This is a genomic window from Achromobacter sp. DMS1 (assembly GCF_001270295.1).
On record NZ_LHSJ01000037.1, the window covers coordinates 1 to 21,753 of the forward strand.

Here is a 21,753-nt window from a genome sequence, read left to right on the forward strand (position 1 = left end):
CGGATCGAACAATTCTGCGACGTCCTGAAGCTGGAGCGTATCGGCAGCGAGTGGCCGGCCATCGCCCAGCAGTGTGCCCGCGAGGACGCCAGCCATGGTGACTTCCTGGAACGCCTTCTGGGCATCGAGAACGACGCCCGGATCGAACGCCAGCGGGCTGCCTTGATGAAGATTGCCACGCTGCCCTCGGTCAAGACCATCGAGGATTATGACTTCGCCTTTGCCAGCGGTGCGCCACGTGCCCAGATCCAGGAACTGGCCGCTCTGAGCTTTATCGAACGGGCCGAGAACATCGTATTCCTGGGGCCCAGCGGCGTGGGCAAGAGCCACCTGGCTCAGGCGCTGGCCTACCGTGCCGTCATGGCGGGCATCAAGACCCGCTTCCTGACTGCCGCCGACCTGATGATGCAGTTGGCCACCGCCCATAAACAGGATCGGCTGCAGCAGTACTTCAACCGTGCCATCATCGGGCCGCGCCTGTTGGTGATCGATGAGATCGGATATTTGCCGTTTGGACGCGAGGAGGCGAATCTGTTCTTCAACGTGGTGGCCCAGCGCTACGAGCGCACCAGCATCATCGTCACCAGCAATCTGCCCTTCAGTCAGTGGTCCTCATGCTTTGCTGAGGACCAAACGCTGACCGCCGCCTTGCTCGACCGCCTGCTGCATCACGCCCATATCGTGCAGATTGCCGGGGAAAGCTACCGACTCAAGGACAAGCGCAAAGCAGGGAATATCAAGATCAGGAGCTAGGTTTTTTGGACGCCGGGGTGGGTCAGTTTTACTCCGACGATTCCGACGAAAGTGGGTCAGTTTTCAACCGGCGTTGACACCAACTCGTTGCGGATGTCCGTCATGGCATGTGGCGCATCTACCCACTTGAAGTTAGATGCAGCCTTCTGAATGTCTGGCGTTGCGGCACCAATCCCGACAGGTAGGTTCAAGCTGGAGAACAGTAGCCGCAGGCGGTCCGACGTCTTCAGTCGGTCGAGCCCTTCAGGTGAAATCATCTTCTTGTCAACGACTAGGTGGTGATGCGCCAATCGCTCTAAGGCGGATTGCGCCAGGATGATGGCCGCGTCGATGCCTGGCGAGCCGCCACTCGTATTGGCCTGCGTATACCAGTAGATGGCCGAGCGCAGACAGTCCTTCCATTCCTCCGACTGCTGCCAACGCTTTGCGAACAGCGGGAACAGGAGTTCAGCCTGACTCGCCTTGAATGGGTTGAACCACGAATAAGGCGGGTTGCTGATGCGTGGGGAAGCAAAGGTCTCCCAAGTCTTCTCGCCCGCCGCATCGAGTCCCACTTCGCACGCGGTCGAGCACCGCCCACCCTTAATGAACGAGAGGAAGTTGGTAAGGAGAAGGCGTTGCTCGCAGGCCTCTTCCCCGGAGAAGGGCTTGCCATCCTTGCGCTCCAACTTCGCCACATGCGTCAGGAAACAGCCACCTTCGTCCTTGATTCGCTCCCATGCCTGGTGGATGGCGCTGTTCGGCAATGACTGGAGGGAAATTCGCCATTCCTCGGACTCCAGCACGAGCAACGCACACCCGGCAGGGGCTGCCGCGGCCTGATGCTGACCACCCCGGAAGTCAGGAAAGTTGAAGAGGTGAAGGATTGCCGCAACTGAAGTCTTGGACTGCATGTCGCACAACACCACCGGCTCGGATCTGGGGTGCCAATCCAACTCCAAGGTATCGGCGTTTGCCTTGCGCCTTCCGTAGAACCCTTCGACCCTCTGCCCGTTGAACGAAAGCGATGGATCGACCGGGTCGTTGAAGACAAAAAGAAGCGCCGACTCCGCCGCGCCCTGGACACTTGCATGAAAGATCACACGCGGGCTGGGAAGAAATTGCAGCAGCAGGTCAGCCGTTCCAGCAAACCTGTCATTGCCCAAGCCCACTTCCACTGCTCCTCGGAGCAGGCTGACGGGTTCCGGGGCGGAAGAGAAGTCGTACGCTGGCTGCAAAGGCTCAGGTCGGCTCATACCCTCCTCCTCGCGGCGGCTCTTTTCGCCACGTCTTTCTTCGTCGGTGCTTTGTCCGTTGTCGCCGTCATCTTGGTGTAGAGGTCAAACAGCTTTTCCAGCCGCTCGGTGTCGTTCTTGAAGCGCCGACCGATGTAGATGCGCTCTAGCACTTCGTCGTTGCGATCATGGGCAGCGCGCAGGTCGGCGGGCATGTTCTCAGGGTCATACAGGTCCGCGATGGTCGCGGGAAAGTGATGTTCCCGCGCCAGCAAAATGTCCTCGGCACAGCGCGTCAGGTCGGTCCTGTTTTTGTCTGTCAGCGTTGGAACCGGGAAGGTGTTCCAACCAAGGGTATTGGAATACCTGGGGTCACTCTTCATTCTGCCGCACTGAATTGCCCCGGGTTTTGCGGAGGCTCCAACCTTTGAGAGAATGGAGCCCTTATGAGCAAGCAGAACAAGTTTTCCCCGGAAGTCCGTGACCGCGCCGTGCGTCTGGTACAAGAGCATCGTGGCGAGTATCCATCGCTGTGGGCGGCCGTCGAGTCCATAGCGCCGAAGATCGGCTGCGTGCCGGCCACGCTGTTGGAATGGGTCAAGCGCAGCGAGATCGACAGCGACATGCGTGATGGCATGAGCACCAGTGAACGAGAGCGCATGAAGGCTCTGGAACGCGAGGTCAAAGAACTGCGCCGGGCCAACGAGATCCTGAAGTCGGCCAGTGCTTTTTTCGCCCAGGCGGCGCTCGACCGCGAACTGAAGAAGTAAACGCCTATATCGACCGGCACCGGGACGTCTACGGGGTCGAGCCGATCTGCAAGGTGTTGCAGGTTGCCCCATCGGCGTATCGGCGTCATGCCGCCCGCCAACGATGCCCGGAGCTGCGCAGTGCGCGCAGCCAGCGCGACGAGGGTTTGATGGCTGAGATTCGGCGTGTCTGGCAAGCCAACATGCAAGTCTACGGCGTACGCAAGGTATGGCACCAGTTGCAGCGCGAAGGCATTGCCGTGGCCCGCTGCACGGTTGAGCGCCTGATGCGTCACCTGGGTCTGCAGGGCGTGCGCCGAGGCAAGCGGGTGCGCACCACCATTGCCGACGGTTCGCAGGCATGCCCACTGGATCGCGTCAATCGCCACTTCCATGCCGACAGGCCCAATCAGTTATGGGTCTCGGACTTCACCTACGTGTCGACCTGGCAAGGCTGGCTATATGTGGCCTTCGTCATCGACGTGTTTGCCCGGCGCATCGTCGGCTGGCGCGTGAGCAACACCATGAGTACAGACTTCGTGCTCGATGCTCTGGAGCAGGCTCTGTATGACCGGCGTCCCGCCGAGTCCCTGATTCACCATTCTGATCGAGGATCGCAATACGTGTCCATCCGCTATACCGAACGCCTGGCCGAGGCAGGCATCGAGCCGTCCGTGGGCAGCCGTGGCGACAGTTACGACAATGCCCTGGCTGAAACCATTAACGGGCTGTACAAGGCCGAACTGATTCATCGCCGAGCGCCCTGGAAAACCAGGGCTGCCGTGGAATTGGCCACGTTGGAGTGGGTCGCCTGGTACAACCATCAGCGCCTGCTCGGGTCCATCGGGTATATTCCTCCTGCGCAGGCTGAAGAACGCTATCTCCGTACCAACTCTGACTCTGTGCCGATGAACGCTGTACTTTAACCAAACAGCCTCCTCGATTCCCGGGGCAATTCACACACTGTCTTAGCCCAGACTGTATGAAGGCGGGACACCACAATTGCCAAATTCCAAAGCGGCGCATTGAAGAGCCCAAACGCCTCAGTGACGATACCACCTCGCTCCAGCAACGAAGCGGGAATGTAATCGCGGTTATCGGAAGCTGTTTTTGAAACAATGATGACCGACTCGTTACCGATCTGGCGAATCTCTCCAAATCGATACGGAAATCGACTTAGCGAGTTTGTCGTTGGTCTCTTGCTCTGCTCCCGTGCTGTTCTGACACGGTTGAAGCGAGATGCGAGCGTAGGGATCTCATTTGCCTCCTCGTACTGGCCGTCATTCACCCAAACGCAGTATCTCGGAACACCATTGATGAATTCTCGCGTGCCTGCTGCGGATCGAACGAACGGCAGTGTCCTGCGGTCAGTGATCAGCTCCTTGTATTCGCTATAGTTCATCAGCAGAGCCCCGCCGTCATTGGGCATGCTGCCGAATGACATAGGTGACACATCGGACAATGCTGTGCGTCGCTCGTCGACGAAGACTGTCGGACCAGGGACCATGTAAGGTCCAATTTGATCCACGTCCCTGGCTAATCCATCTGAGATTACTCGGCATTTCTCGGGCACTGAAGAAATCCCAATAATGGATACTGTGACTACGGCCTTCTTCGAGGCCAGGTTCGACCACTTGAATGACGGCTCTGCGAAAAAAATCCTCAAATCGTCACCAAGCAGCGCAGGCCAAATTCTGGCAACTTGCCTACCTTGGTGAATGCTGTTGGTTGCTACAAAAGCAAACTTAGCACGATACCTGCGGACAAAATTTGCCGCCTTAGCAAACCACCCCAAAACGTAGTCAGCCACTCCAGAGTTGATGTTCTCCACCGCAAAAACATGGGCCAAGTCTGATTTCTGCTGGTCGGTTTGATCTTGGCTTCCTTTGTACGGTGGGTTACCACAGATGTAGATCTCACCGCCCTCGTTCTCGAAATCGATTTCAGCCTGATCGAGTGGCGTCTCAAAGAGGTCACTCGATTGCAATTTCACGCCGATCCCAATTGATGGGCACACGTTTAACCAATCGAGCCAGAGCGCATTGCCGCAAGTGATCCAGTTTTCGTTCCGTAAGGGCAGGAACTCGGCGAGAGCCAACTTCTGGCCGCGATACAGCACATCGCACTGGTATTCGGCGATAACCAGTGCAAGGCGGGCGATCTCCGCCGGGAAATCACGCAGCTCGATCCCGCGAAAGTTGGTGAGCGGGATTTCCGACGCGCGATCCGGCTCGCCGCGCCGCCGGTTGATCTCTGCCTCGATGGCCCGCATCTCTTTGTAGGCAATGACCAGGAAATTGCCCGAGCCGCAGGCCGGGTCGAAGACCCTGATCTTCGCCATGCGCTTGCGCAGGTTTAGCAACATGCGAGGGTTGTCACCCGCCTCTTCCAGCTTGGACCGCAGGTCGTCGAGGAACAGCGGATTCAGCACCTTCAGGATGTTGGGAACGCTGGTGTAGTGCATCCCCAGCTCGCCGCGCTCCTCGTCCTCGGCAACGGCCTGGATCATCGAACCGAAGATGTCAGGGTTGATCTTGGTCCAGTCCAACCCGCCGACGTGCAGCAGGTAGGACCGGGCGATCTTGCTGAATCGCGGTACTTCGTCGCCGCCAGAGAACAACTGCCCGTTGACGTAAGGGAAGTCTTCGGCCCACCGGGGAATCTTGGCGGCTGCCCGATCCTCGCGCTTGGTATTCATGGCGCGGAACAGCGTGGCGATGACCTCGTGCGTGTTGGACGAGTCCTTGGCGCTCATCTGAGCGATGGTTTCGGTGAAGCGCCCCTTGCCGACGAAGATGTCGGTGTCCTCGGCGAAGAAACAGAAAATCAGCCGCGCCATGAACTTGTTCATGTCATGGCGACGCTCTGCCGTGCCCCATTCGGGGTTGTCTTTCAACAGCTCGACATACAAGCGGTTCAGGCGGCTGGTGGCCCGGATATCGAAAGCGTTTTCGCTGATCTGGCGGACGGTGCTGATGCCCGCCAACGGTAAGAAGAAACCGAAGTGATCCGGGAAATCCTTGAAGGCGCACGCGACGGTCTCGCCGCTGGTCAGGTCTTCAGCCTCGAAGTCCACACCGTCTGTGGCGAGGATGAACTTCGCCTTGGCCTTGGCCGTCGCCGGGCTGGCCTTGAGGGCGGCCAGCGTCTGCGTGACCCGCCCTGCGTCGCAGGTCAGGATGTGGATGTTGCTGGTCTGGAGAACACCGCCGAGGTCGGACTTGTTAGACGCCCCAGTGCGCAGGCGCTTGATGGTCGTCGCCTTGTTGCCAAAGGCTTCAAGGAAGGCGTAGGGGAACTCTGCGGGGTCAAAGGGCTGCTCCGCGAGGTCGGTGATGGCTTGTTCGATTTCTACGGCGTTCATGGACGTGCGGACACCCCTCCGAACGACGCGACAAGGTCGTTTCGCGGGTCGCTCATGTTTTGTTCTGTGTTTTCCTAGCAATCTGCAGCAGACCATCGAGTTGGCTCATAGAAGACCACTCGATTGGCATTGCATGGCGAGGCGTTTCAAAGTTTGGCCAAGTCCCTTTCATCTTGACCACCTGATTACTCATCGACCAATTGCTCGACATGCTCCGTCAAAAGCTCGGTGATGGTTTTGCCATGCTGGGCGGCATACACCTTCAGCTTCGTGTGCTGGTCGGCCGGTATCTGGAAGTTCACCCGTTTCATCTGAACATTCCCACCGGCCTCATGCGTGACGGCCTTGCCCTTTGGCGCAGTTACGCGGCCTTGCTTCTTCATGGCAGTTTTTCCTCACGCACTAGATGAGACTTTGTGTAAGCTCTAGCATATCGAGATTTTAAACTCAAACAAGTATATGAGTAAAGGAAGCTGGCCGCTTCGGCTTTGTGTTACCCGGTGTCCGCCTGGGTCTTGGCAGTTGGTCGATTCCGGAGAGGCCGGTAGGGATGCCGGAGCGACTTCGTGCCAGAGAGCGCGGCGGACAGCAAGGGAGTGACCACAATGGAAGTCAAATTCAGCCGCTACGACACCGCCGACTACCTCAAGACCGAGGATGACATTGCGGCCTACATCGACGCCGTGATGGAGGAAGGCGGCAACGATCCGGCCTATGTCGCCCGAGCGCTTGGCGCTGTCGCCCGCGCTCGCAATCTGAGAGGGCCGGACAAGACTCTGCCGGGCTGCCGGGCGGAGGCAAACAGCCATGAAAGATGGAGACCATGAAGAAGCGATGGCCGAGCTGTTCCGGAGTGACCCGGAACTCGCGGCTGCCGTCCTATCTGCTGTCGAGTTGGATGGCGACCACGCGGAACTCGCCATCATCCGCCGTCAATTGGTCAACGTCGCCGGGTTGGCACCAAAGGGAAGAACCGAAACGCCATCGTAACCGGTTGCGGTCTGCGGTCACTTGCCCCGAACCGCTCTCCCCATGATCGCGTGCAGCTCGGTTTGCAGGGCGCGAAAGTCGTTCATCACCGCTTCCACGTCCACCGGCCGGGCACCCTGCCCACGCTTCTCCGCGAGCCAGAGTTTCAGCAACCCGGCCACACGGCCAAGGTCGCCGTTGACCCTGCCCAGCTCGGCGACCGCCCGCAGGTCGAGGACCGACCGAATCGGGTGGTTCATGCCTGCCGCTCGTAGGTAGGCGGACAGCGACAGGCCGCCTTGCGCGGCCCGGTCGGCCAGCTCGGCTTTTTCGTCCGGCGTCACCCATACCTCGATCCGCTCACGGCGCGGTCGCGTGCCTCTGGCGGTCGCTTTTTTCTCATCGTCTGTCATGCGTTGGCGTGCCCTCCTTTTGGTGCCTTAGCCCTTCCTGTCGCGGCAGCGACTGTCAGCCTCGCAGAGCAAGATGCCATCGAGCCGCAGGCGAGTAAGGGTGGTGTTGGAGCGGTGCGGGCGCAGCCCGTACCGGTACAACACACATCTTGCCGTCAAAGCCACTGCAAACTTATGCGGTTTTTCGCGATCGACGCGCGAAATCAACGATAAATCGCACATCTTCGCGCATCATTGCGTTTCATCGCATTGAATTGCACATCTTCGCGCAACATGCTCCTGCTCCAAGCCGAAATTGGCACCAAAAGGAAAAAGGCGGTTCGGTAGCTTTCCCCTCTCCTTCAAGTTCACAGACGCTGAACACGCCTGTCATGTCGTCCGGGCCAGAGACAGCCAATGGCAACACTGGTGTTGGGCTGCTCCTGAACGCAGGTGCCAACAGGTTACAGATGCCCTTCCCGGCCCTTGTTTCCTTTGGTGCCCTGAAAGAAGGCAAGGCCTCGGCCGCGCAGCGGACGAAGGCCGCGCTTAGTGGATCATCCTTATGGATAATCTTGGATGGAGCCGGAACAATCGACATAAGTCTTTGTCTTGTAATGAATTTTCCAACACGTTCGGTTACCGTTAGGACGGGGGTTGGTTACCGAAAAGACGGGGGTTGGCTACCGTTAAGAAGGGGGTCTGGTGGTGACGCCCTTAAGCCGGGCCGCCCGATCTCCCACTTGTCCTTCACGTACTCTCGTAGCCTCCACCGTAGGCCTGCCAGCTCGGAGAGAGCGAGCCGCGCTGTGTGGCGGCGCTTCTTGACCGCAGCCATGCTGCCCGCCTCCGTCGGCCAGACGTAGCCACACAGTGTGTCCGTCTCCACCCGGCCCCATTTCCCGGGGTCGATCCAGGCACACAGGCGCTGGTGGATGAGGCGTGCAGGATCAGTCCGCAGGGCCCGCACCTCTTCCATGCTGATCCTCACATGCTGCCCGCCCATGACGGCACTGGCCAGGCGCGGGTTCAACGCGACGTAGAGCTTTCCCTCGTCCTCGTCGCTGGCGTACTCGGACAGCAGGCGGAACCCCATGCGCCGCCTCCCCTCCTGCACGATGACCGACACCTTCCAGAGACGTTCGATGCACTCGCGGATCGGTTTGGTCTTGTCTATGCTGGCGTATCCGACTTCACGGGCCAGTGCCCGGTAGCTCCCCCTGACAACCAGCGCGTCGCTCAGGATCGCGTCCCACTTGGGTTCAAGGAACAGCCGAAGCTGCCGGCCCGCCTCCGTTTGCGGCTCGGGTGAAAGCACCAACCCAGCCGGCCCCGCCATGGCCACCAGGCCCTGCAAGATGCGCAGATCGTCCGCCCCCAGCGGTTCGGGACCGCTGAACTCCACCCGTCTGCCGTCGCCGAAGTCATAGACGACATCCAGCTTGGCACGCTTGCGCTCGCCCTTCTGGAGACTGCGGAAGAGACCTGGAGCCAGGCAATGGATCGGGTCGTGACGCGCGTGCGTCAACTCAGGCATGTGCACGATGCGCCCCCCTTCTGCGGCCGCTCAATTCCGAAGCCGACAACGCTGCCGGCAGGAGCACGCCATGGCCGTCCCGCGAATACCAGCGGTCCGGCGGCGCACTCCCGTAGTTCTGTTTGGAGACGCCAAAACGGACGAAATGCTTGCGGCGCGCCTCGCCGATGGGTGGCACGCCCTTGGGTTCTTTTCCAAGGCGTGAGGCCTCCTCCGCAGTCATGGGTGCAATGAACCCGCACCACCGGGCATTGTCGATGAGCGCTGACGCGCCCCGTGCGGCTCCTTGATGATCGGTGGCCCCCTCACGTGCGCTGCCCTTGCTGACGTGGTGCAGGAACAAGACGGACGATCCCGTCTCCAGTGCAAGGTGCTCCAGACTGGCCACCAGCACCGCCATGTCTCCGTTGCTGTTTTCGTCAAGACGGTGCATGCGGCTTAACGTATCCAGCACAATGAGGCGCACCCCCGAGCACTTCTCGATCAGCTGATGCAGCGTGTGCCTGTCCATGACATTCATGGACCTGCCGGCGACTGGCTCGACAATCATGCGGCCCGCAATGGCCGAACGCGCCGTGTCACTCAGATGTTTGCCAATGGCATGAATGCGGCAAGCAAGGATCGGGGCCGGGTCCTCGCCGGCGAAGTAGACCACTCGCCCAGCCCGTGACGGCTCCAGCGCAAGAAGATCGCTGCCGGAAGCATCCTGGCCTGCCACGGCCATCGCCGCCTCCAGCGCCCAGAAGCTCTTGCCCACGCCACCGGGTGCCACCAGTGCCCCGACCGTCCCGGCGAGAAAGCCGGGCCACACGAAGTCGAGCACAGGCGGATCGTTTTCGAACGCAGCCTGCACATTGACCGTCGTCGTCACCGCCCGCCTCCAGGACGGTCTGCCTGCTGACAGGACATTTTCCTCGCCTCGATCCAGGCTTCGACCTCGGCCAGGTCCCACGCAACGTTGCGCCGGGTCAACGCAATGCGCCTGGGGAACTCTCCCCGCAGCTCCATGTTGAAAATCGTCCGCTCACTGAGCGGAATCATCGCGTGGAGCTTCTTCCGGTTGATCAACACTTTCTGTCTTGGCTCCATACAGCAACCTCCAAGTTAATGCGAAGCGTTGCGTGATGGTGCCCGGCAGTGCAAAATCTATACATTCAAAGATTTGTCGAAATGGTTGACATGCCGCACTTCCCGATCATCCCTGTCTGGGACGGTTGTGATCCAGGCATTGGTGCCGCAGTCCACAAGTTGCAGGAGGAGTGGCGGCCGTACTCGGTAGCGTCCCGTAACAAGCGTATCGACCGGCTCATCCAACAGGTCATCGATCCGGCCGTAGCAGCCTATGCAGCCACATTGCCGTCCGACCTGCTCCACTTTCTGCCTGGCGCAGGGTCAGGTCTCTCGTTCAGCGACATTTGTCGGCTGGTTGGCCTGAACGACGTGGCACGCCTTCAGCGCCAGCTGCTGCGCCAGTTTGTTTCAAGCCACGACGCAAGGACCAATCAGGGCCAGCAGTTTGTTGCCACACTGGAAACCCTTCTCGCCCTCGCGCGAGCATGCGCGCGCAAGCCGCCCCTTACCTCGCGCGCGAAGGGAAAGCGGGTGGACAAGGATCGCATCCATGAGTTCTGCCGCTACTGCGGCTCACCAACTGAATTGGCGGCCTACGCCAACGGTCGCCTGGAAAGCGACCCCGACGAAACCCTGCAATTCAGCAGCCAGTATTGTTCACTGCACCGTCCCAAGTTGCCGGACGGTGGGTGGAATCCTAAGCACCAAAGGGCCAGGCGCTCGGCCGCTCAGTTTGACGCGGAACTGGAGCGTCTCACCTGTCAGGCAGGCAACTGGCGTGAACCGCGCTCGGGGTCAGGTGACTGGCTTGTCGACTGCTACCTTCACCACTATGTGCTCAAGCATCGCCTCCGGTATGGCGACACGTCCGAACTCCGCGATCACGCCAGGCGGATGACAGACGCCCGACTGACCGACCGCAAGAAGCAAATCGTTATGCTGCTGCGGTATGGCATGAGCCAATCCGATGTCGCCAGCATCCTTGGCATTCAGCGGCAAGCCGTCTCCAAGGCCCGCGCCAGTATCCCCAGCGTGTTCTGGCAGCTTCCCAGCCTTCCCGAATACAGCACCGAGTTCCTGCTGTCAGGCGCAGCACGAAAGCCCGCAGCGCGACGCTGAGGGCCATCACGGTGACGACTTTGGTGCCTTCGCCCACTGATCGATCATGTCCGCCCAGTCCTGCAACATCTGACGCCGCTGTTCCCCGTACTCGGCCTTGTTGTAGATGGCCCTGACGCCGCGCTGTTCGTGGGCGAGGCACTTTTCGATCCAGTCGCTGTTGTACCCGGCCTCGTGCAACAAGGTGCTGGCCGTGCGGCGCAAGTCATGCGGCCCAAACTTCCCTAGCGGTTTGCCATCCTTCTGCGCCAGCTGATAGGCCAGCTTCATCACCTGGTTGAGCGTGGCACTGCTCATGGGCGCACCGGGATCATAACGCGACGGCAGCACGTACTCCGAACCACCGGCAAAGGTTTTCAGCGCAACAAGCAGGTCCATTGCCTGCCGCGACAGGAAGACCAGGTGCGGGTTGCGCCGCTTCATTCTTTCCTTCGGGATGGTCCATAGGGCCTCGCTGAAGTTGATCTCGCTCCATTTGGCATTGGTCAGCTCGCTCTTGCGAACCATCGTCAGCAGGAGCAGCTTCACGGCAGCACGGATCGACGGAGACGTGCCGACGCGTTCCAGGTACTGGTACATCAGGCCAATCTCGTCCGGCGTCAGGGCTCGGTCACGCGGCATGAACTTCGCGATGCTGGCCGGGCGAACCAGATCGGCGGGATTCTCGACCTTCTGCCCCCGTTCAATGGCCCACCGGTAGACCTGGTACACGATCTCACGCGCATGGACGGCGGTGGCCGGCGCGCCCCGCTCGACGATAGCGTCAGTCAAGGCCCGCAGATCTTCGTGGGTGATCTCGGTCAGCTTGAGGTTACCGAACTTGGCCTTCAGGTCCCGCTCATAGACCGAGCGCCGCATGTCGCGGGTGGAATCGGCCATCTGGTAGCTGCGAAGCCACTTTTCCGCCCAAGCGCCAAACGTCTCGGCATCACGCACCCGGGCTTTCTCCCTGGCCTTCTCCCGGGCCGGGGACTTCCCCGCCGCGATCATCTTCTTGGCTTCGGCCAGGCGCTCCCGGGCCTCAGCCAGCGTGATTCCGCCCGGCCCGTACCGGCCGAAGGTGATGGTCTCCTGGCGCCCGTTGAGGACGTAGTTGTAGCGGAACGAGATGGTTCCTGAGGGGGTGACAGCCACATACAGGCCATCCCTGTCCGCCACCTTGTACAGCTTGCCCGTCGGCTTGAGGTTTCGCAGCTTGGTATCGGTCAACACGCCACACACTCCCTTGCAACACCATGCGTCGTGCGCCCTGTTTGAACCGAAGGAAACTCCTTACAAGTCAAAAGCTTACGGGGACGTACCCATGGCACAGCCATCGGACGCACACGCTTCACCGGCCATCAATACCATGCCCGAGAGACCCCACTCGGAACGATAAAAATTCGTTTTATATCAATCAGTTATATGATTCCGATACCATGACCTCCCGGAAACGAGGCGCATGGCATCGGCGGCTAGGTATGGCACAGGGCCGGCTTCGTGCCATCGACTATGCCATGAAAACTTCGTGCTTGGCCATACCCCAAGCTGCCAGTCCGTGCCAGGTTGAAAACACGAAAAAGCCCGCAGTGACGCGGGCTTAGGGGTGTTTGGTGCCTGATCGTGCCGGTGGCTGCCGGACGCGGAATCATTCCCACTCAATCGTCGCAGGCGGCTTGCTCGACACGTCATACACCACGCGATTAATCCCCCGCACTTCGTTGATGATCCGCGAGGAGATACGCGCGAGCAGCGGGTGCGGCAGCGGGGCCCAGTCGGCGGTCATGAAGTCGAAGGTTTGCACGGCGCGCAGGGCGACGACGTATTCGTAAGTCCGCCCATCGCCCATCACGCCGACCGACTTCACCGGCAGGAAGACAGCGAAGGCCTGGGAGGTGAGTTCGTACCAGGTCAGGCCGCTGGCTTCGTCCTTGGTGTTGCGCAGTTCTTCGATGAAGATGGCGTCGGCGCGGCGCAGGAGCTCGGCGTACTCGTGCTTGACTTCGCCCAGGATGCGCACGCCCAGGCCGGGGCCGGGGAACGGGTGGCGGTAGACCATCTGCGGCGGCAGGCCGAGGGCGACGCCGAGTTCGCGGACTTCGTCCTTGAAGAGTTCGCGCAGGGGTTCGAGCAGCTGCAGGTTGAGGGTGTCGGGCAGGCCGCCGACGTTGTGGTGCGACTTGATGGAGGTGGCTTTGCCGGTCTTGGCGCCGGCGGATTCGATGACGTCGGGGTAGATGGTGCCCTGAGCCAGCCATTTGGCGCTCTTGAGCTTGCCGGCTTCGGCCTGGAAGACTTCGACGAATTCGCGGCCGATGATCTTGCGCTTGGCTTCAGGGTCGGAAACGCCGGCGAGCTTGCCCATGAACTGATCGGTGGCGTCGACGTGGATGATCTTCACGCCCATGTTTTCGGCGAAGGTCTGCATGACCTGCTTGCCTTCGTCCAGGCGCAGCAGGCCATGGTCGACGAAGACGCAGGTGAGCTGGTCGCCGATGGCCTTGTGGATGAGCGCGGCGGCGACGGACGAGTCGACGCCGCCCGACAGGCCCAGGATGACCTCGTCGCTGCCGACCTGCTCGCGGATGCGGGCCACGGCTTCGGAGACGTAGTCGGGCATGTTCCAGTCGCCCTTGCAGCCGCAGATCTCGTTGACGAAGCGGGCCAGCAGGGCCTTGCCTTGCACGGTGTGGGTGACTTCGGGGTGGAACTGCACGCCGTAGAACTTGCGCTCTTCGTCGGCCATGCCGGCGATGGGGCAGGACGGCGTGGAGGCCATGAGCTTGAAGCCCGGCGGCAGCGCGGTGACTTTGTCGCCGTGGCTCATCCAGACCTTGAGCATGCCGTGGCCTTCGTCGGTGCGGAAGTCTTCGATGCCTTCGAGCAGCTTGGTGTGGCCGTGGGCGCGGACTTCGGCGTAGCCGAATTCGCGATGGTCGGAGAAGCTGACGGTGCCGCCCAGTTGCTGGGCCATGGATTGCATGCCGTAGCAGATGCCCAGCACCGGCACGCCCAGCTCGAACACGGCGTGAGGCACGCGCAGCGAGCCCTCTTCGTAGGCCGAGGCGTGGCTGCCCGAGAGGATGATGCCCTTCAAGCCCTGCGCCATCTGCTCGCGCACGAAGGCGTCGTCGACGTCGCCCGGGTGGATTTCGGAGTAGACGCCGGCTTCGCGGACGCGGCGTGCGATCAGCTGGGTGACTTGCGAACCGTAGTCGAGAATGAGGATGCGCTGGTGCATGGAGAATCTACCGGTGATCAATAAAACCGCACCGGCAGAACCGCTGGTTCGTTCTGCGGTTCTGCCGGTGCGCGATGCCTGACATTGTAGTTGACTGTGCGGATCAATCGGCGCGGTAGTTGGGCGCTTCCTTGGTGATCTGCACGTCGTGCACGTGGGACTCGCGTACGCCCGCGGAGGTGATTTCCACGAACTCGGTCTTGGTGCGCATGTCGTCGATGGTGGCGCAGCCGCAATAGCCCATGGAGGCGCGGATGCCGCCCACCAGCTGGTAGATGATGGCGAGCACGCTGCCCTTGTACGGGACGCGGCCTTCGATGCCTTCGGGCACCAGCTTGTCGGCGTTGTTGGCGGGATCCTGGAAGTAGCGGTCGGCCGAGCCGTCGGTCATGGCGCCCAGGCTGCCCATGCCGCGGTACGACTTGTACGAGCGGCCCTGGAACAGCACCACTTCGCCCGGCGCCTCTTCGGTGCCGGCGAACATGCCGCCCATCATGCAGGCGAACGCGCCGGCGGCCAGCGCCTTGGCCACGTCGCCGGAGTAACGGATGCCGCCGTCGGCGATGAGGGGCACGCCGGTGCCTTCGAGGGCCTTGGCCACTTCGGAGATGGCGGTGATCTGCGGCACGCCCACGCCCGCGACCACGCGCGTGGTGCAGATGGAGCCGGGGCCGATGCCGACCTTGACGCCGTCGGCGCCGTATTCGACCAGGGCGCGCGCGGCGGCCGCGGTGGCGATGTTGCCGCCGATGACCTCGACCTTGGGATAGTTCTGCTTGACCCAGCGCACGCCTTCCAGCACGCCCTTGGAGTGGCCGTGCGCGGTATCCACGATGAGCACGTCGACGCCGGCGGCGACCAGCTTCTCGACGCGTTCTTCGGTGCCGGCGCCCACGCCGACGGCCGCGCCCACCCGCAGCTGGCCTTGCGCGTCCTTGCAGGCCACGGGGTGCTCGGTGTTCTTGACGATGTCCTTCACGGTGGCCAGGCCGCGGAGCTCGAACGCGTCGTTCACGATGAGCACGCGCTCCAGGCGGTGCTTGTGCATGAGGGCCTGGGCTTCGTCCAGCGTGGCGCCTTCGCGCATGGTGACCAGGCGTTCCTGCGGCGTCATGACGTTGCGCAGCGGCTGGTCGAGGTTTTCTTCGAAGCGCAGGTCGCGGTTGGTGACGATGCCGACCACTTTGCGGCCCTCGACGACCGGCAGGCCGGAGATGCCATGCTGGCGCTGCAGCGCGATGGCGTCGCGCACCTTCATTTGCGGAGTGACCGTGACCGGATCGATCACGATGCCGAACTCGTGGCGCTTGACGCGGGCGACTTCACGGGCCTGCGCGTCGGCGGAGAGGTTCTTGTGGATGATCCCGATGCCGCCCTCTTGCGCCATGGCGATGGCCAGGCGGGATTCGGTGACGGTGTCCATGGCGGCGGACACGAGGGGGATGTTGAGATTGATGTTGCGAGTGAGGCGCGTGGCCAGGGAGGTGTCGCGCGGCAACACCTCGGAATACGCAGGCACCAACAACACATCGTCGAAGGTGAGCGCTTTTTGAACGAGACGCATGGGTAACTCCGGGCGCAAAGCAAGATTATACGCCGACCGAGGGTTTTGCCTAGGTATAACCCTAGGTTTTTTGCGGGAGAAAACCGGCCCGGCCCCGCGGAGGACAGCGCCAGACGCGGGCCTGACGGGGGTCCGTCCGCCCTACCCCGGCCGGTGCCGCCGCACTATTGTTTTCCGCGTGGCCTGGCCGCGATACTGGGGCTTGCTTGCCCTGGAGGTGCGCCTGATGCACAAGCAGATTCAAGAACTCGGAGCCGAGGCCGCGCGGCACGGGCTGCGCCTGTGGGACTGCCCTTATTACCGCGCCGCCGCCATGCCCGGCCACACCGGCGAATCAATCGCGCGCTGGCTGCGGCGTGTACAAGCCTGGGAAACGGGCTGGAAGCGCGAAATCGAAAAGCGTCGCCCGCATCCGTGGTAGGGTTGCGCGCCGCCTCGCCTTTCCCGGCCCGCGCGGCGCGCGTCCTGGCATGCGCGGCTGGCGCACCGGCTATTGACGTTTAATTTTACCCGGATCATAATCTCTAAAAATCACCCGGATCAAATTATCGTGCTGGTGCAGTCATCATGATGAATTCGCTTTTTCCCGCCACCCATACCGCTTTCGTCGGACACCGCCTGCTGGCGGCGGGTCCGCTACCCGACGTGGCGCTGGCCGTCAAGGCAGCCGCCCCCAGGAGCGCCGACGCCATACTCGTGTTCGAGGACGCGACCGGACGGCAGATCGATCTCGACCTGAGCGGCACCGATGCCGACGTGGTGCGCCGGCATCCCGCTGTGGAGCCGGAAGAGCGTCCGCCGCTCGATCTGGCGCCGGCCCCCGCCGCCGCCCGCGCCCGGGGCCGCCCCAAGCTCGGCGTCGTGGCCCGGGAGGTGACGCTGCTTCCCCGGCATTGGGAATGGCTGGCGGCCCAGCCGGGCGGCGCTTCGGTGGCGCTGCGCAAACTGGTGGAGAAGGCGCGCCGAGAAAACGAATCCGCCGACCGCCGCCGCCGCCGGCAGGAGGCCGCGTACCGGTACATGTCCAGCATGGCCGGCAATCTGCCTGGCTTCGAGGAGGCGGTGCGCGCACTGTATGCGGACGACCCGCAAGCCTTTGCCGAACATGTCCAGTCCTGGCCCGAAGACGTGCGGGCCTACGCCACGCGGCTCGCATGGCGCGATGCACAAGCACGCGAAGACCTGGCCTGAAACCGCCGCAACGCAGGCAAGCAAAGGGCGCGCGCAGCGTCCGCCTTGCGCTGCGGGTCTTGAAAGCGGCGCAATCGCAACCACATCTGTGATGTAGCGGACGGCAAGCCAGGACGGCAACGCCGCGCGGCTCTCCCGAGCCCTGCTACACCGATTTCATGGGAGACGATTGATGGCCACTTTTCCTTTCTTCGATAGCGGCATCGCTTCGGCCTTCGATGCGATGCAGGAGCAGATGGAACGTCTGCTGCGCGGCGCGGGTCCCCGTTCCACCCTGCGCGGTTCGGCGCGGGCCGGTTTTCCGCCCATCAACGTGGGCGTGTGCCCGGGCTCGGTGGAGGCCGTTGCGTTCATGCCGGGCGTGGAGCCCGAGGCATTGAAGGTTTCCATCGACAAGGGCGTGCTTACCATCAGCGGCGAGCGCAAGGCCGAAGAGGCCCCTGCCGGCGCCACGTTCTATGCGCGCGAACGCGCCTCCGGCTCTTTTACGCGCGTGGTGGAGCTGCCGCAGGATGCCGACCCCGACCAGGTCGGCGCACGGTATGTCGATGGCTGCCTGAGGGTGTCGATCAAGCGCAAGGAAGCGTCGCAGCCGCGCGTGATCGCCGTCCAGTAACCGCAACGCACAGGGAGCATGATCATGAATGAACAAACGGAAGTCGCCGTCAACGCCCCCGCTGGCGAAACGGCGCAAAGCAACCAGAACACCAAGCGGTCCGTCACGCTGCCGCCGGTCGACATATTCGAAGACGCCAATGGCATCACGCTGCTGGCCGACCTGCCCGGCGTATCGAAAGACCGCCTGAACATCAGCATCGACGCCGACGAGCTGCTGATCGAGGGCGAAGCTTCGGTGGAAGTGCCGGCGGACATCCGGCTGGTGCATGGCGAGCTGCGCGCGCCGCTGTTCCGGCGCGCCTTCACGCTGAGCCAGGAGCTGGACAGGGACAAGATCAGCGCGAATCTCAAGCACGGCGTGTTGCGCCTGCACATCCCGCGCCTGCAGAAAGCGCAGCCGCGCCAGATCCCTGTCAATGTGGCGTAAATGCTCGCGGACGCGAGCCCGGGCGCCCGGCAGCGCCGCGCGTCCGGGCCCCGCTTCCTCGAAAGCGTAAGACGTTCTTAACGATCCCTTGCAATCCTGTTACATCGTCCGCCCTAAAATTACGGGGACATAGAGAAAAACAAGGAGAGCCTGTGCAACAGCCCGTGCAAGACGATCAAGCCAAGCCCGAACCGGCGCGTCGCCGCTGGCCCTTCGGCTATGGCGAATCCAACTGACCGGCCTGCCTGCTGACTGCCGTCGGGAGCCCGCGCCATGAACCCTGTCGCCCGCAATTTCCTGCTCTACGACGGCGACTGCCCGTTCTGTTCGAACTATGTGCGCCTGGTTCAATTGCGCAAGGCCGTGGGAGAAGTCGCGCTGCTGGACATGCGTGACCACCCCGACCTGGTTGCCGCCTACAAGGCCCAGGGCTACGACCTCGACCAGGGCATGCTGCTGCATCTGGACGGCCGCGACTACTATGGGGCCGACTGCATGCATCGCCTGGCGCTGCTCAGCACCGAAGACGATCTCTTCAACAGATCCAACGCCGCCGTGTTCCGGCGCCCCTGCCTGTCGGCCACGCTTTACCCGTTCATGCGTGCGGGACGCAATGTCACGCTGGCGCTGCTGGGCAAGAGGCGCATGCGGTTCGGCTGACCCAGCCGGCACGCTGCGCGCGCCGGCTGGCGCTCCCATCAGAACTTGTACGTGGCGCTCAACATGGCGGACCGGCCGTCGCCATATTCGATGGCCGACGAGCGCGACTCCTGGCCAAGCACCTGACGCACCCGCTCCACATAAGCCTTGTCCATCAGGTTGTCCACGTTGAGCTGCAGCTTGAGGTGCTTGTCCACGTCGTAGGCGACCATGGCGCTCTGCACCAGATACTTGGACAGCTTGCCATTGGCCTCCGCGGTGACGTTGCGGGTGCCCACGAAGCGCGCGCCGTAGCCGACCGTCCACGATTCGACGGGCTTGTACGTGGTCCAGAGATTGAAGGACGTGCGCGGCGTGTTGCCCAGCGGGTTGCCTTCACGAGCCGGAGAGGCAATGGAGCGCAGCGTCTTGCTCTGCACGTAGGTGTAGTTGGCGAAAACGCTCCATTGCGGCGTGATCGCGCCCGTTGCGCTCAGTTCCAGGCCGCGCGTACGCTGGCGGCCGGCCATCGCATAGGAACCATCGGCCATGCGCTCGCGCGCGTTGGTCTTTTCGACCTGGAACAAGGCGGCCGCCAGGCCCAGCCGGTTGTCGAGCACATCCCACTTGGTGCCCAGCTCGAACGCCCGGTTCTTTTCCGGATCGAGGTCGCTGGTGGCGGCGGTGAACTGGGATCCCGTGGTGACGAGGTGCTCGGCCGACGGGTTGAACGAGGATCCGTAGGAGGCGTAGATGCGGCCGTTGTCGGTGGGCTTGAAGATGATGCCGGCGCGGCTGCTCAGGGCACGCTCATTGCCCTTGACGCGGGTGACCGCGCCCGCGGAACTCTCGCTGCGCAGCGAGGCGTCGATCCAGTCGTATCGCAAGCCCAGGCTGAGATCGACCTGACGGGCCAGCGCGATGGTGTCAAACAGATAGAGCGCCTTGACCTCCATGCTGGTCTGGTGGCGGCCGAGGGAAGCCTTGCTGGTGGGCCCCGTCCAGTAGCCCGGCGGGTTGGAGAGCTCATAGCCCGCTGCCGGGAAATAGCGGTTGATGTTGTACGAATACGTGGTGCGGTCGTAGGTTTCGCGCGAGAACTCGAAGCCCGAAACCAGGGTATGGCCCAGCCCGCCTGTGTCGAACCGGCTGGTGAGGTTGGTCTGGTTGGCCCACATGTCGGTGGCGGAATCGCGGCCGTAGCCCTGCGGGCCCGCCGGCCTGTAGCGGCCCGGCGGCAGGCCCTTGGTATTGACGTGCGAGGCCGAGATGACGGTATCACGCGCTACGCGGGAGTAGCGGCTGAGGTTCTGCAGGTTGGCGCGGTCGTTGAAGGCGTGGGTGACCTTGAGCGTGACCGCGTCGGAATCGATTTCCTCGCGGTCGAGGTTGCGCCAGCCGAAATAGGCATGCTGCGACACGCCGGGCGCCTTCTGCCCCTTCAGCGCCGGCAGGCCGTAGTCGGGCAGGTTGTGGTCGTGCTGGTGGAAGTAGCTCAGGGTGACGCGGGTGGGCCGGTAAGGCCCAGGGAGAGCGAGGGCGCCACGCCCCAGCGGTGCTTGTAGATTTCGTCGCGGCCGGCCACGTCGCTGCGGTGGCCCATGAGATTCAGGCGGAACGCGCCGAAGCCGTCGGAGCCCGGAAGCTCGTGGTTGGCGTCCAGCGTCATGCGGCGATAGCGGTCGGTGCCCAGGCCGGTCGACAGCTCCGTGAAGCTGCCTGCGCGGGCTTCCTTGCTGATCATGTTGACCGAGCCGCCGGTGGTGCCGGCGCCGCCGAATACGGAGTTGGGGCCCTTGATGACCTCGACCGATTCGAGGTTGAACATGTCGGAGCGCGATGTTTGCGCGCTGTCGCGCAGGCCGTCGACCTGCAAGTTGGTATTGGCCGCGAAGCCGCGGATGTTGAAGGAATCGCCGGAACCGCCGCCGCCCTCGCCCGCGTTGAACGTGATGCCCGCCACGTTCGACAGCACCTGCCGCAGGCTGAGCGCGTTCTGCTCTTCGATGAGCTCGCGCGGCACCACGGTGACGGTCTGTGGCACGTCGAGCAGCGGCACGGCGTATTTGGGCGACCCGGACGACTCGGTTTTGTAGGCCTCCACCGGCGTGGCGGATACGGTGACCGGATCGAGCACGATGTGGCGGCCTGAAGCGGCGCTGTCGGCATGGGCGGGAGCCACCAGGGTTGCCGCAGCCATGGCGGAAAACAGCGTGGCGCTGGGCGGCAATGCTGAAGAAGCGAGATAACGGGCCATCAAAGAGACTCCAATTTGATAGGAATGATTCCTATTCGATTCTCTTTGGGACAGCCCAGGGGAGCCACAAGACGATTCTCGGTTTTTCGGCCATGGGCCGGGAATTTCCCCTAACCCTGTCCTAACTTGCACATTTCTCGCGGAAACATCCACCAGCGCCGCCCAGCCGGCATACCCGCCGGCGTGCGGCGGTCCGGGCGCGCGTGCGGCGCGGCACGTCCTGCGCACCGGCGGCGCGCTGCCCAACGCATCGACGGGCGTCGCCGAATCCGGCAAGGGTATTTACTTATGCCCTTTAATTATTTGTAGGACGCATACTGACTGCGCAAGAATTCGTCCTTGATATAAAGCAGCCCCCATGGAATTACGTCAACTCGAGGCCTTTGCAGCCGTCATGTCCACCGGCAGCGTGACTGCCGCCGGACGCCTGCTCGGCCGGTCGCAGCCCGCGATCAGCCGTCTGCTGCAGGAGCTGGAGGCCGAGATCGGCTATGCGCTCTTCACGCGCAGCGGCCCGCGCGTCACGCCGACCGAGCAGGGATTCCTGCTCTACGAAGACGTGGAGCGGGCGCTGGCGGGCATGCGTCATGTCGGGGAACGCGCCGCGCAGATCGCGCGTGGCCAGGCGCAGCCCTTGCGGCTGGCGGCGACTTCGGCGCTGGCGGCGGG

The 21,753-nt window shown here is 62.5% G+C and carries 20 protein-coding genes, 3 pseudogenes and 1 other annotated feature; of the genes and pseudogenes, 11 read left to right on the forward strand and 12 right to left on the reverse strand.

Annotated elements, in window-relative coordinates; all coding sequences use genetic code 11:
- Window positions 1-753 (forward strand): IS21-like element helper ATPase IstB (gene istB, locus AD428_RS06785; RefSeq protein WP_235489332.1); only part of this gene is annotated, 753 nt, incomplete at its 5' end.
- Window positions 754-809: 56 nt separating this feature from the next.
- On the opposite strand, the gene AD428_RS06790 is transcribed toward istB, so the two are convergent.
- The gene (locus tag AD428_RS06790; protein WP_152968008.1) at window positions 810-1,988 is read right to left on the reverse strand and encodes a hypothetical protein; all 1,179 of its coding nucleotides are present in this window, start codon (window positions 1,986-1,988) and stop codon (window positions 810-812) included.
- Window positions 1,985-2,368: pseudogene (locus tag AD428_RS06795) on the reverse strand (type IIL restriction-modification enzyme MmeI); the annotation flags it as partial. The pseudogene AD428_RS06795 and the gene AD428_RS06790, both read right to left, overlap by 4 nt.
- Before the next feature lie 45 nt (window positions 2,369-2,413).
- Between AD428_RS06795 and AD428_RS06805 the strand changes: the two are divergent.
- Window positions 2,414-3,642 (forward strand): IS3 family transposase gene (locus AD428_RS06805; RefSeq protein WP_102964834.1). Its coding sequence is split into 2 segments (ribosomal slippage): window positions 2,414-2,693 and window positions 2,693-3,642, totalling 1,230 coding nucleotides; the frame shifts between segments, so codons are not numbered across the junction.
- Window positions 2,692-2,808, forward strand: a sequence feature (AL1L pseudoknot). It overlaps the preceding gene by 117 nt.
- Before the next feature lie 32 nt (window positions 3,643-3,674).
- On the opposite strand, the pseudogene AD428_RS06810 reads toward AD428_RS06805, so the two are convergent.
- Both AD428_RS06810 and AD428_RS06815 read right to left on the reverse strand, forming a co-directional pair.
- A pseudogene (locus AD428_RS06810) lies at window positions 3,675-6,080 on the reverse strand (class I SAM-dependent DNA methyltransferase); the annotation flags it as partial.
- A gap of 185 nt (window positions 6,081-6,265) precedes the next feature.
- Window positions 6,266-6,463, reverse strand: a complete 198-nt coding sequence (locus tag AD428_RS06815) for a chromosome partitioning protein ParB (protein ID WP_053244628.1) — start codon at window positions 6,461-6,463, stop codon at window positions 6,266-6,268.
- Window positions 6,464-6,685: 222 nt separating this feature from the next.
- Between AD428_RS06815 and AD428_RS06820 the strand changes: the two genes are divergently transcribed.
- Together AD428_RS06820 and AD428_RS06825 are read left to right on the forward strand one after the other, a co-directional pair.
- On the forward strand, window positions 6,686-6,907 hold the full coding sequence (locus AD428_RS06820; RefSeq protein WP_053244642.1) for a DNA-binding protein: 222 nt from the start codon (window positions 6,686-6,688) through the stop codon (window positions 6,905-6,907).
- Window positions 6,888-7,070 (forward strand): hypothetical protein, encoded by a 183-nt coding sequence (locus AD428_RS06825; protein ID WP_053244629.1) that lies wholly within the window; start codon window positions 6,888-6,890, stop codon window positions 7,068-7,070. The genes AD428_RS06820 and AD428_RS06825 overlap by 20 nt, the downstream gene beginning before the upstream one ends.
- A gap of 17 nt (window positions 7,071-7,087) precedes the next feature.
- Here the strand turns inward: AD428_RS06825 and AD428_RS06830 are convergent, their stop codons facing one another.
- The 4 genes from AD428_RS06830 to AD428_RS06845 form a co-directional block, all read right to left on the reverse strand.
- Window positions 7,088-7,462 (reverse strand): plasmid mobilization protein, encoded by a 375-nt coding sequence (locus AD428_RS06830; protein WP_053244630.1) that lies wholly within the window; start codon window positions 7,460-7,462, stop codon window positions 7,088-7,090.
- A gap of 640 nt (window positions 7,463-8,102) precedes the next feature.
- Complete coding sequence (gene repC, locus AD428_RS06835) at window positions 8,103-8,978, reverse strand: replication protein C, IncQ-type (RefSeq protein WP_053244631.1); 876 nt, start codon at window positions 8,976-8,978, stop codon at window positions 8,103-8,105.
- The gene (locus AD428_RS06840) at window positions 8,971-9,849 is read right to left on the reverse strand and encodes a helicase RepA family protein (protein ID WP_053244632.1); all 879 of its coding nucleotides are present in this window, start codon (window positions 9,847-9,849) and stop codon (window positions 8,971-8,973) included. The genes repC and AD428_RS06840 overlap by 8 nt, the downstream gene beginning before the upstream one ends.
- Window positions 9,846-10,067: a helix-turn-helix transcriptional regulator gene (locus AD428_RS06845; protein WP_053244633.1), complete on the reverse strand. Its 222-nt coding sequence runs from the start codon at window positions 10,065-10,067 to the stop codon at window positions 9,846-9,848. The genes AD428_RS06840 and AD428_RS06845 overlap by 4 nt, the downstream gene beginning before the upstream one ends.
- A gap of 90 nt (window positions 10,068-10,157) precedes the next feature.
- Between AD428_RS06845 and AD428_RS06850 the strand changes: the two genes are divergently transcribed.
- Entirely contained in the window at window positions 10,158-11,168 is a 1,011-nt protein-coding gene (locus AD428_RS06850) for a LuxR family transcriptional regulator (protein ID WP_200908007.1), read from the forward strand.
- A gap of 6 nt (window positions 11,169-11,174) precedes the next feature.
- Here AD428_RS06850 and AD428_RS06855 read toward each other — a convergent pair whose 3' ends face one another.
- The 3 genes from AD428_RS06855 to guaB all read right to left on the reverse strand — a co-directional run bounded on the left by AD428_RS06855 (window position 11,175) and on the right by guaB (window position 15,952).
- Complete coding sequence (locus AD428_RS06855) at window positions 11,175-12,380, reverse strand: tyrosine-type recombinase/integrase (RefSeq protein ID WP_053244635.1); 1,206 nt, start codon at window positions 12,378-12,380, stop codon at window positions 11,175-11,177.
- Window positions 12,381-12,795: 415 nt separating this feature from the next.
- Window positions 12,796-14,388, reverse strand: coding sequence for a glutamine-hydrolyzing GMP synthase (gene guaA, locus AD428_RS06860; RefSeq protein WP_053244636.1), 1,593 nt, complete (start codon window positions 14,386-14,388; stop codon window positions 12,796-12,798).
- Between the two features lie 103 nt (window positions 14,389-14,491).
- On the reverse strand, window positions 14,492-15,952 hold the full coding sequence (gene guaB, locus AD428_RS06865) for an IMP dehydrogenase (protein WP_053244637.1): 1,461 nt from the start codon (window positions 15,950-15,952) through the stop codon (window positions 14,492-14,494).
- Between the two features lie 226 nt (window positions 15,953-16,178).
- Between guaB and AD428_RS06870 the strand changes: the two genes are divergently transcribed.
- The 5 genes from AD428_RS06870 to AD428_RS06890 all read left to right on the forward strand — a co-directional run bounded on the left by AD428_RS06870 (window position 16,179) and on the right by AD428_RS06890 (window position 18,848).
- Entirely contained in the window at window positions 16,179-16,373 is a 195-nt protein-coding gene (locus tag AD428_RS06870; RefSeq protein WP_053244638.1) for a CrpP-related protein, read from the forward strand.
- Between the two features lie 146 nt (window positions 16,374-16,519).
- Entirely contained in the window at window positions 16,520-17,143 is a 624-nt protein-coding gene (locus AD428_RS06875; protein WP_369798714.1) for a DUF2239 family protein, read from the forward strand.
- A 172-nt stretch (window positions 17,144-17,315) separates the two neighbouring features.
- Window positions 17,316-17,759: an Hsp20/alpha crystallin family protein gene (locus tag AD428_RS06880; protein ID WP_053244639.1), complete on the forward strand. Its 444-nt coding sequence runs from the start codon at window positions 17,316-17,318 to the stop codon at window positions 17,757-17,759.
- A gap of 24 nt (window positions 17,760-17,783) precedes the next feature.
- Window positions 17,784-18,188, forward strand: coding sequence for an Hsp20/alpha crystallin family protein (locus AD428_RS06885; protein ID WP_053244644.1), 405 nt, complete (start codon window positions 17,784-17,786; stop codon window positions 18,186-18,188).
- Between the two features lie 273 nt (window positions 18,189-18,461).
- Window positions 18,462-18,848 (forward strand): DCC1-like thiol-disulfide oxidoreductase family protein, encoded by a 387-nt coding sequence (locus tag AD428_RS06890; RefSeq protein ID WP_053244640.1) that lies wholly within the window; start codon window positions 18,462-18,464, stop codon window positions 18,846-18,848.
- Between the two features lie 38 nt (window positions 18,849-18,886).
- On the opposite strand, the pseudogene AD428_RS06895 reads toward AD428_RS06890, so the two are convergent.
- Window positions 18,887-21,084 (reverse strand): annotated as a pseudogene (locus AD428_RS06895) (TonB-dependent receptor).
- Window positions 21,085-21,442: 358 nt separating this feature from the next.
- Here AD428_RS06895 and AD428_RS06900 point away from each other — a divergent pair.
- Window positions 21,443-21,753, forward strand: a 311-nt coding sequence (locus AD428_RS06900) for a LysR family transcriptional regulator (protein WP_152968009.1), incomplete at its 3' end; no start/stop codon positions are given.

Excerpts from the sequence above, each read along its gene's own strand:
- AD428_RS06875 (WP_369798714.1), top strand. The coding sequence starts at position 16,520 with ATGATGAATTCGCTTTTTCCCGCCACCCATACCGCTTTCGTCGGACAC.
- AD428_RS06830 (WP_053244630.1), bottom strand. The coding sequence starts at position 7,462 with ATGACAGACGATGAGAAAAAAGCGACCGCCAGAGGCACGCGACCGCGC.
- AD428_RS06870 (WP_053244638.1), top strand. The coding sequence starts at position 16,179 with ATGCACAAGCAGATTCAAGAACTCGGAGCCGAGGCCGCGCGGCACGGG.
- AD428_RS06890 (WP_053244640.1), top strand. The coding sequence starts at position 18,462 with ATGAACCCTGTCGCCCGCAATTTCCTGCTCTACGACGGCGACTGCCCG.
- AD428_RS06815 (WP_053244628.1), bottom strand. The coding sequence starts at position 6,463 with ATGAAGAAGCAAGGCCGCGTAACTGCGCCAAAGGGCAAGGCCGTCACG.
- AD428_RS06845 (WP_053244633.1), bottom strand. The coding sequence starts at position 10,067 with ATGGAGCCAAGACAGAAAGTGTTGATCAACCGGAAGAAGCTCCACGCG.
- AD428_RS06850 (WP_200908007.1), top strand. The coding sequence starts at position 10,158 with ATGCCGCACTTCCCGATCATCCCTGTCTGGGACGGTTGTGATCCAGGC.
- AD428_RS06820 (WP_053244642.1), top strand. The coding sequence starts at position 6,686 with ATGGAAGTCAAATTCAGCCGCTACGACACCGCCGACTACCTCAAGACC.
- AD428_RS06885 (WP_053244644.1), top strand. The coding sequence starts at position 17,784 with ATGAATGAACAAACGGAAGTCGCCGTCAACGCCCCCGCTGGCGAAACG.
- guaA (WP_053244636.1), bottom strand. The coding sequence starts at position 14,388 with ATGCACCAGCGCATCCTCATTCTCGACTACGGTTCGCAAGTCACCCAG.
- AD428_RS06880 (WP_053244639.1), top strand. The coding sequence starts at position 17,316 with ATGGCCACTTTTCCTTTCTTCGATAGCGGCATCGCTTCGGCCTTCGAT.
- AD428_RS06825 (WP_053244629.1), top strand. The coding sequence starts at position 6,888 with ATGAAAGATGGAGACCATGAAGAAGCGATGGCCGAGCTGTTCCGGAGT.
- repC (WP_053244631.1), bottom strand. The coding sequence starts at position 8,978 with ATGCCTGAGTTGACGCACGCGCGTCACGACCCGATCCATTGCCTGGCT.
- AD428_RS06790 (WP_152968008.1), bottom strand. The coding sequence starts at position 1,988 with ATGAGCCGACCTGAGCCTTTGCAGCCAGCGTACGACTTCTCTTCCGCC.
- guaB (WP_053244637.1), bottom strand. The coding sequence starts at position 15,952 with ATGCGTCTCGTTCAAAAAGCGCTCACCTTCGACGATGTGTTGTTGGTG.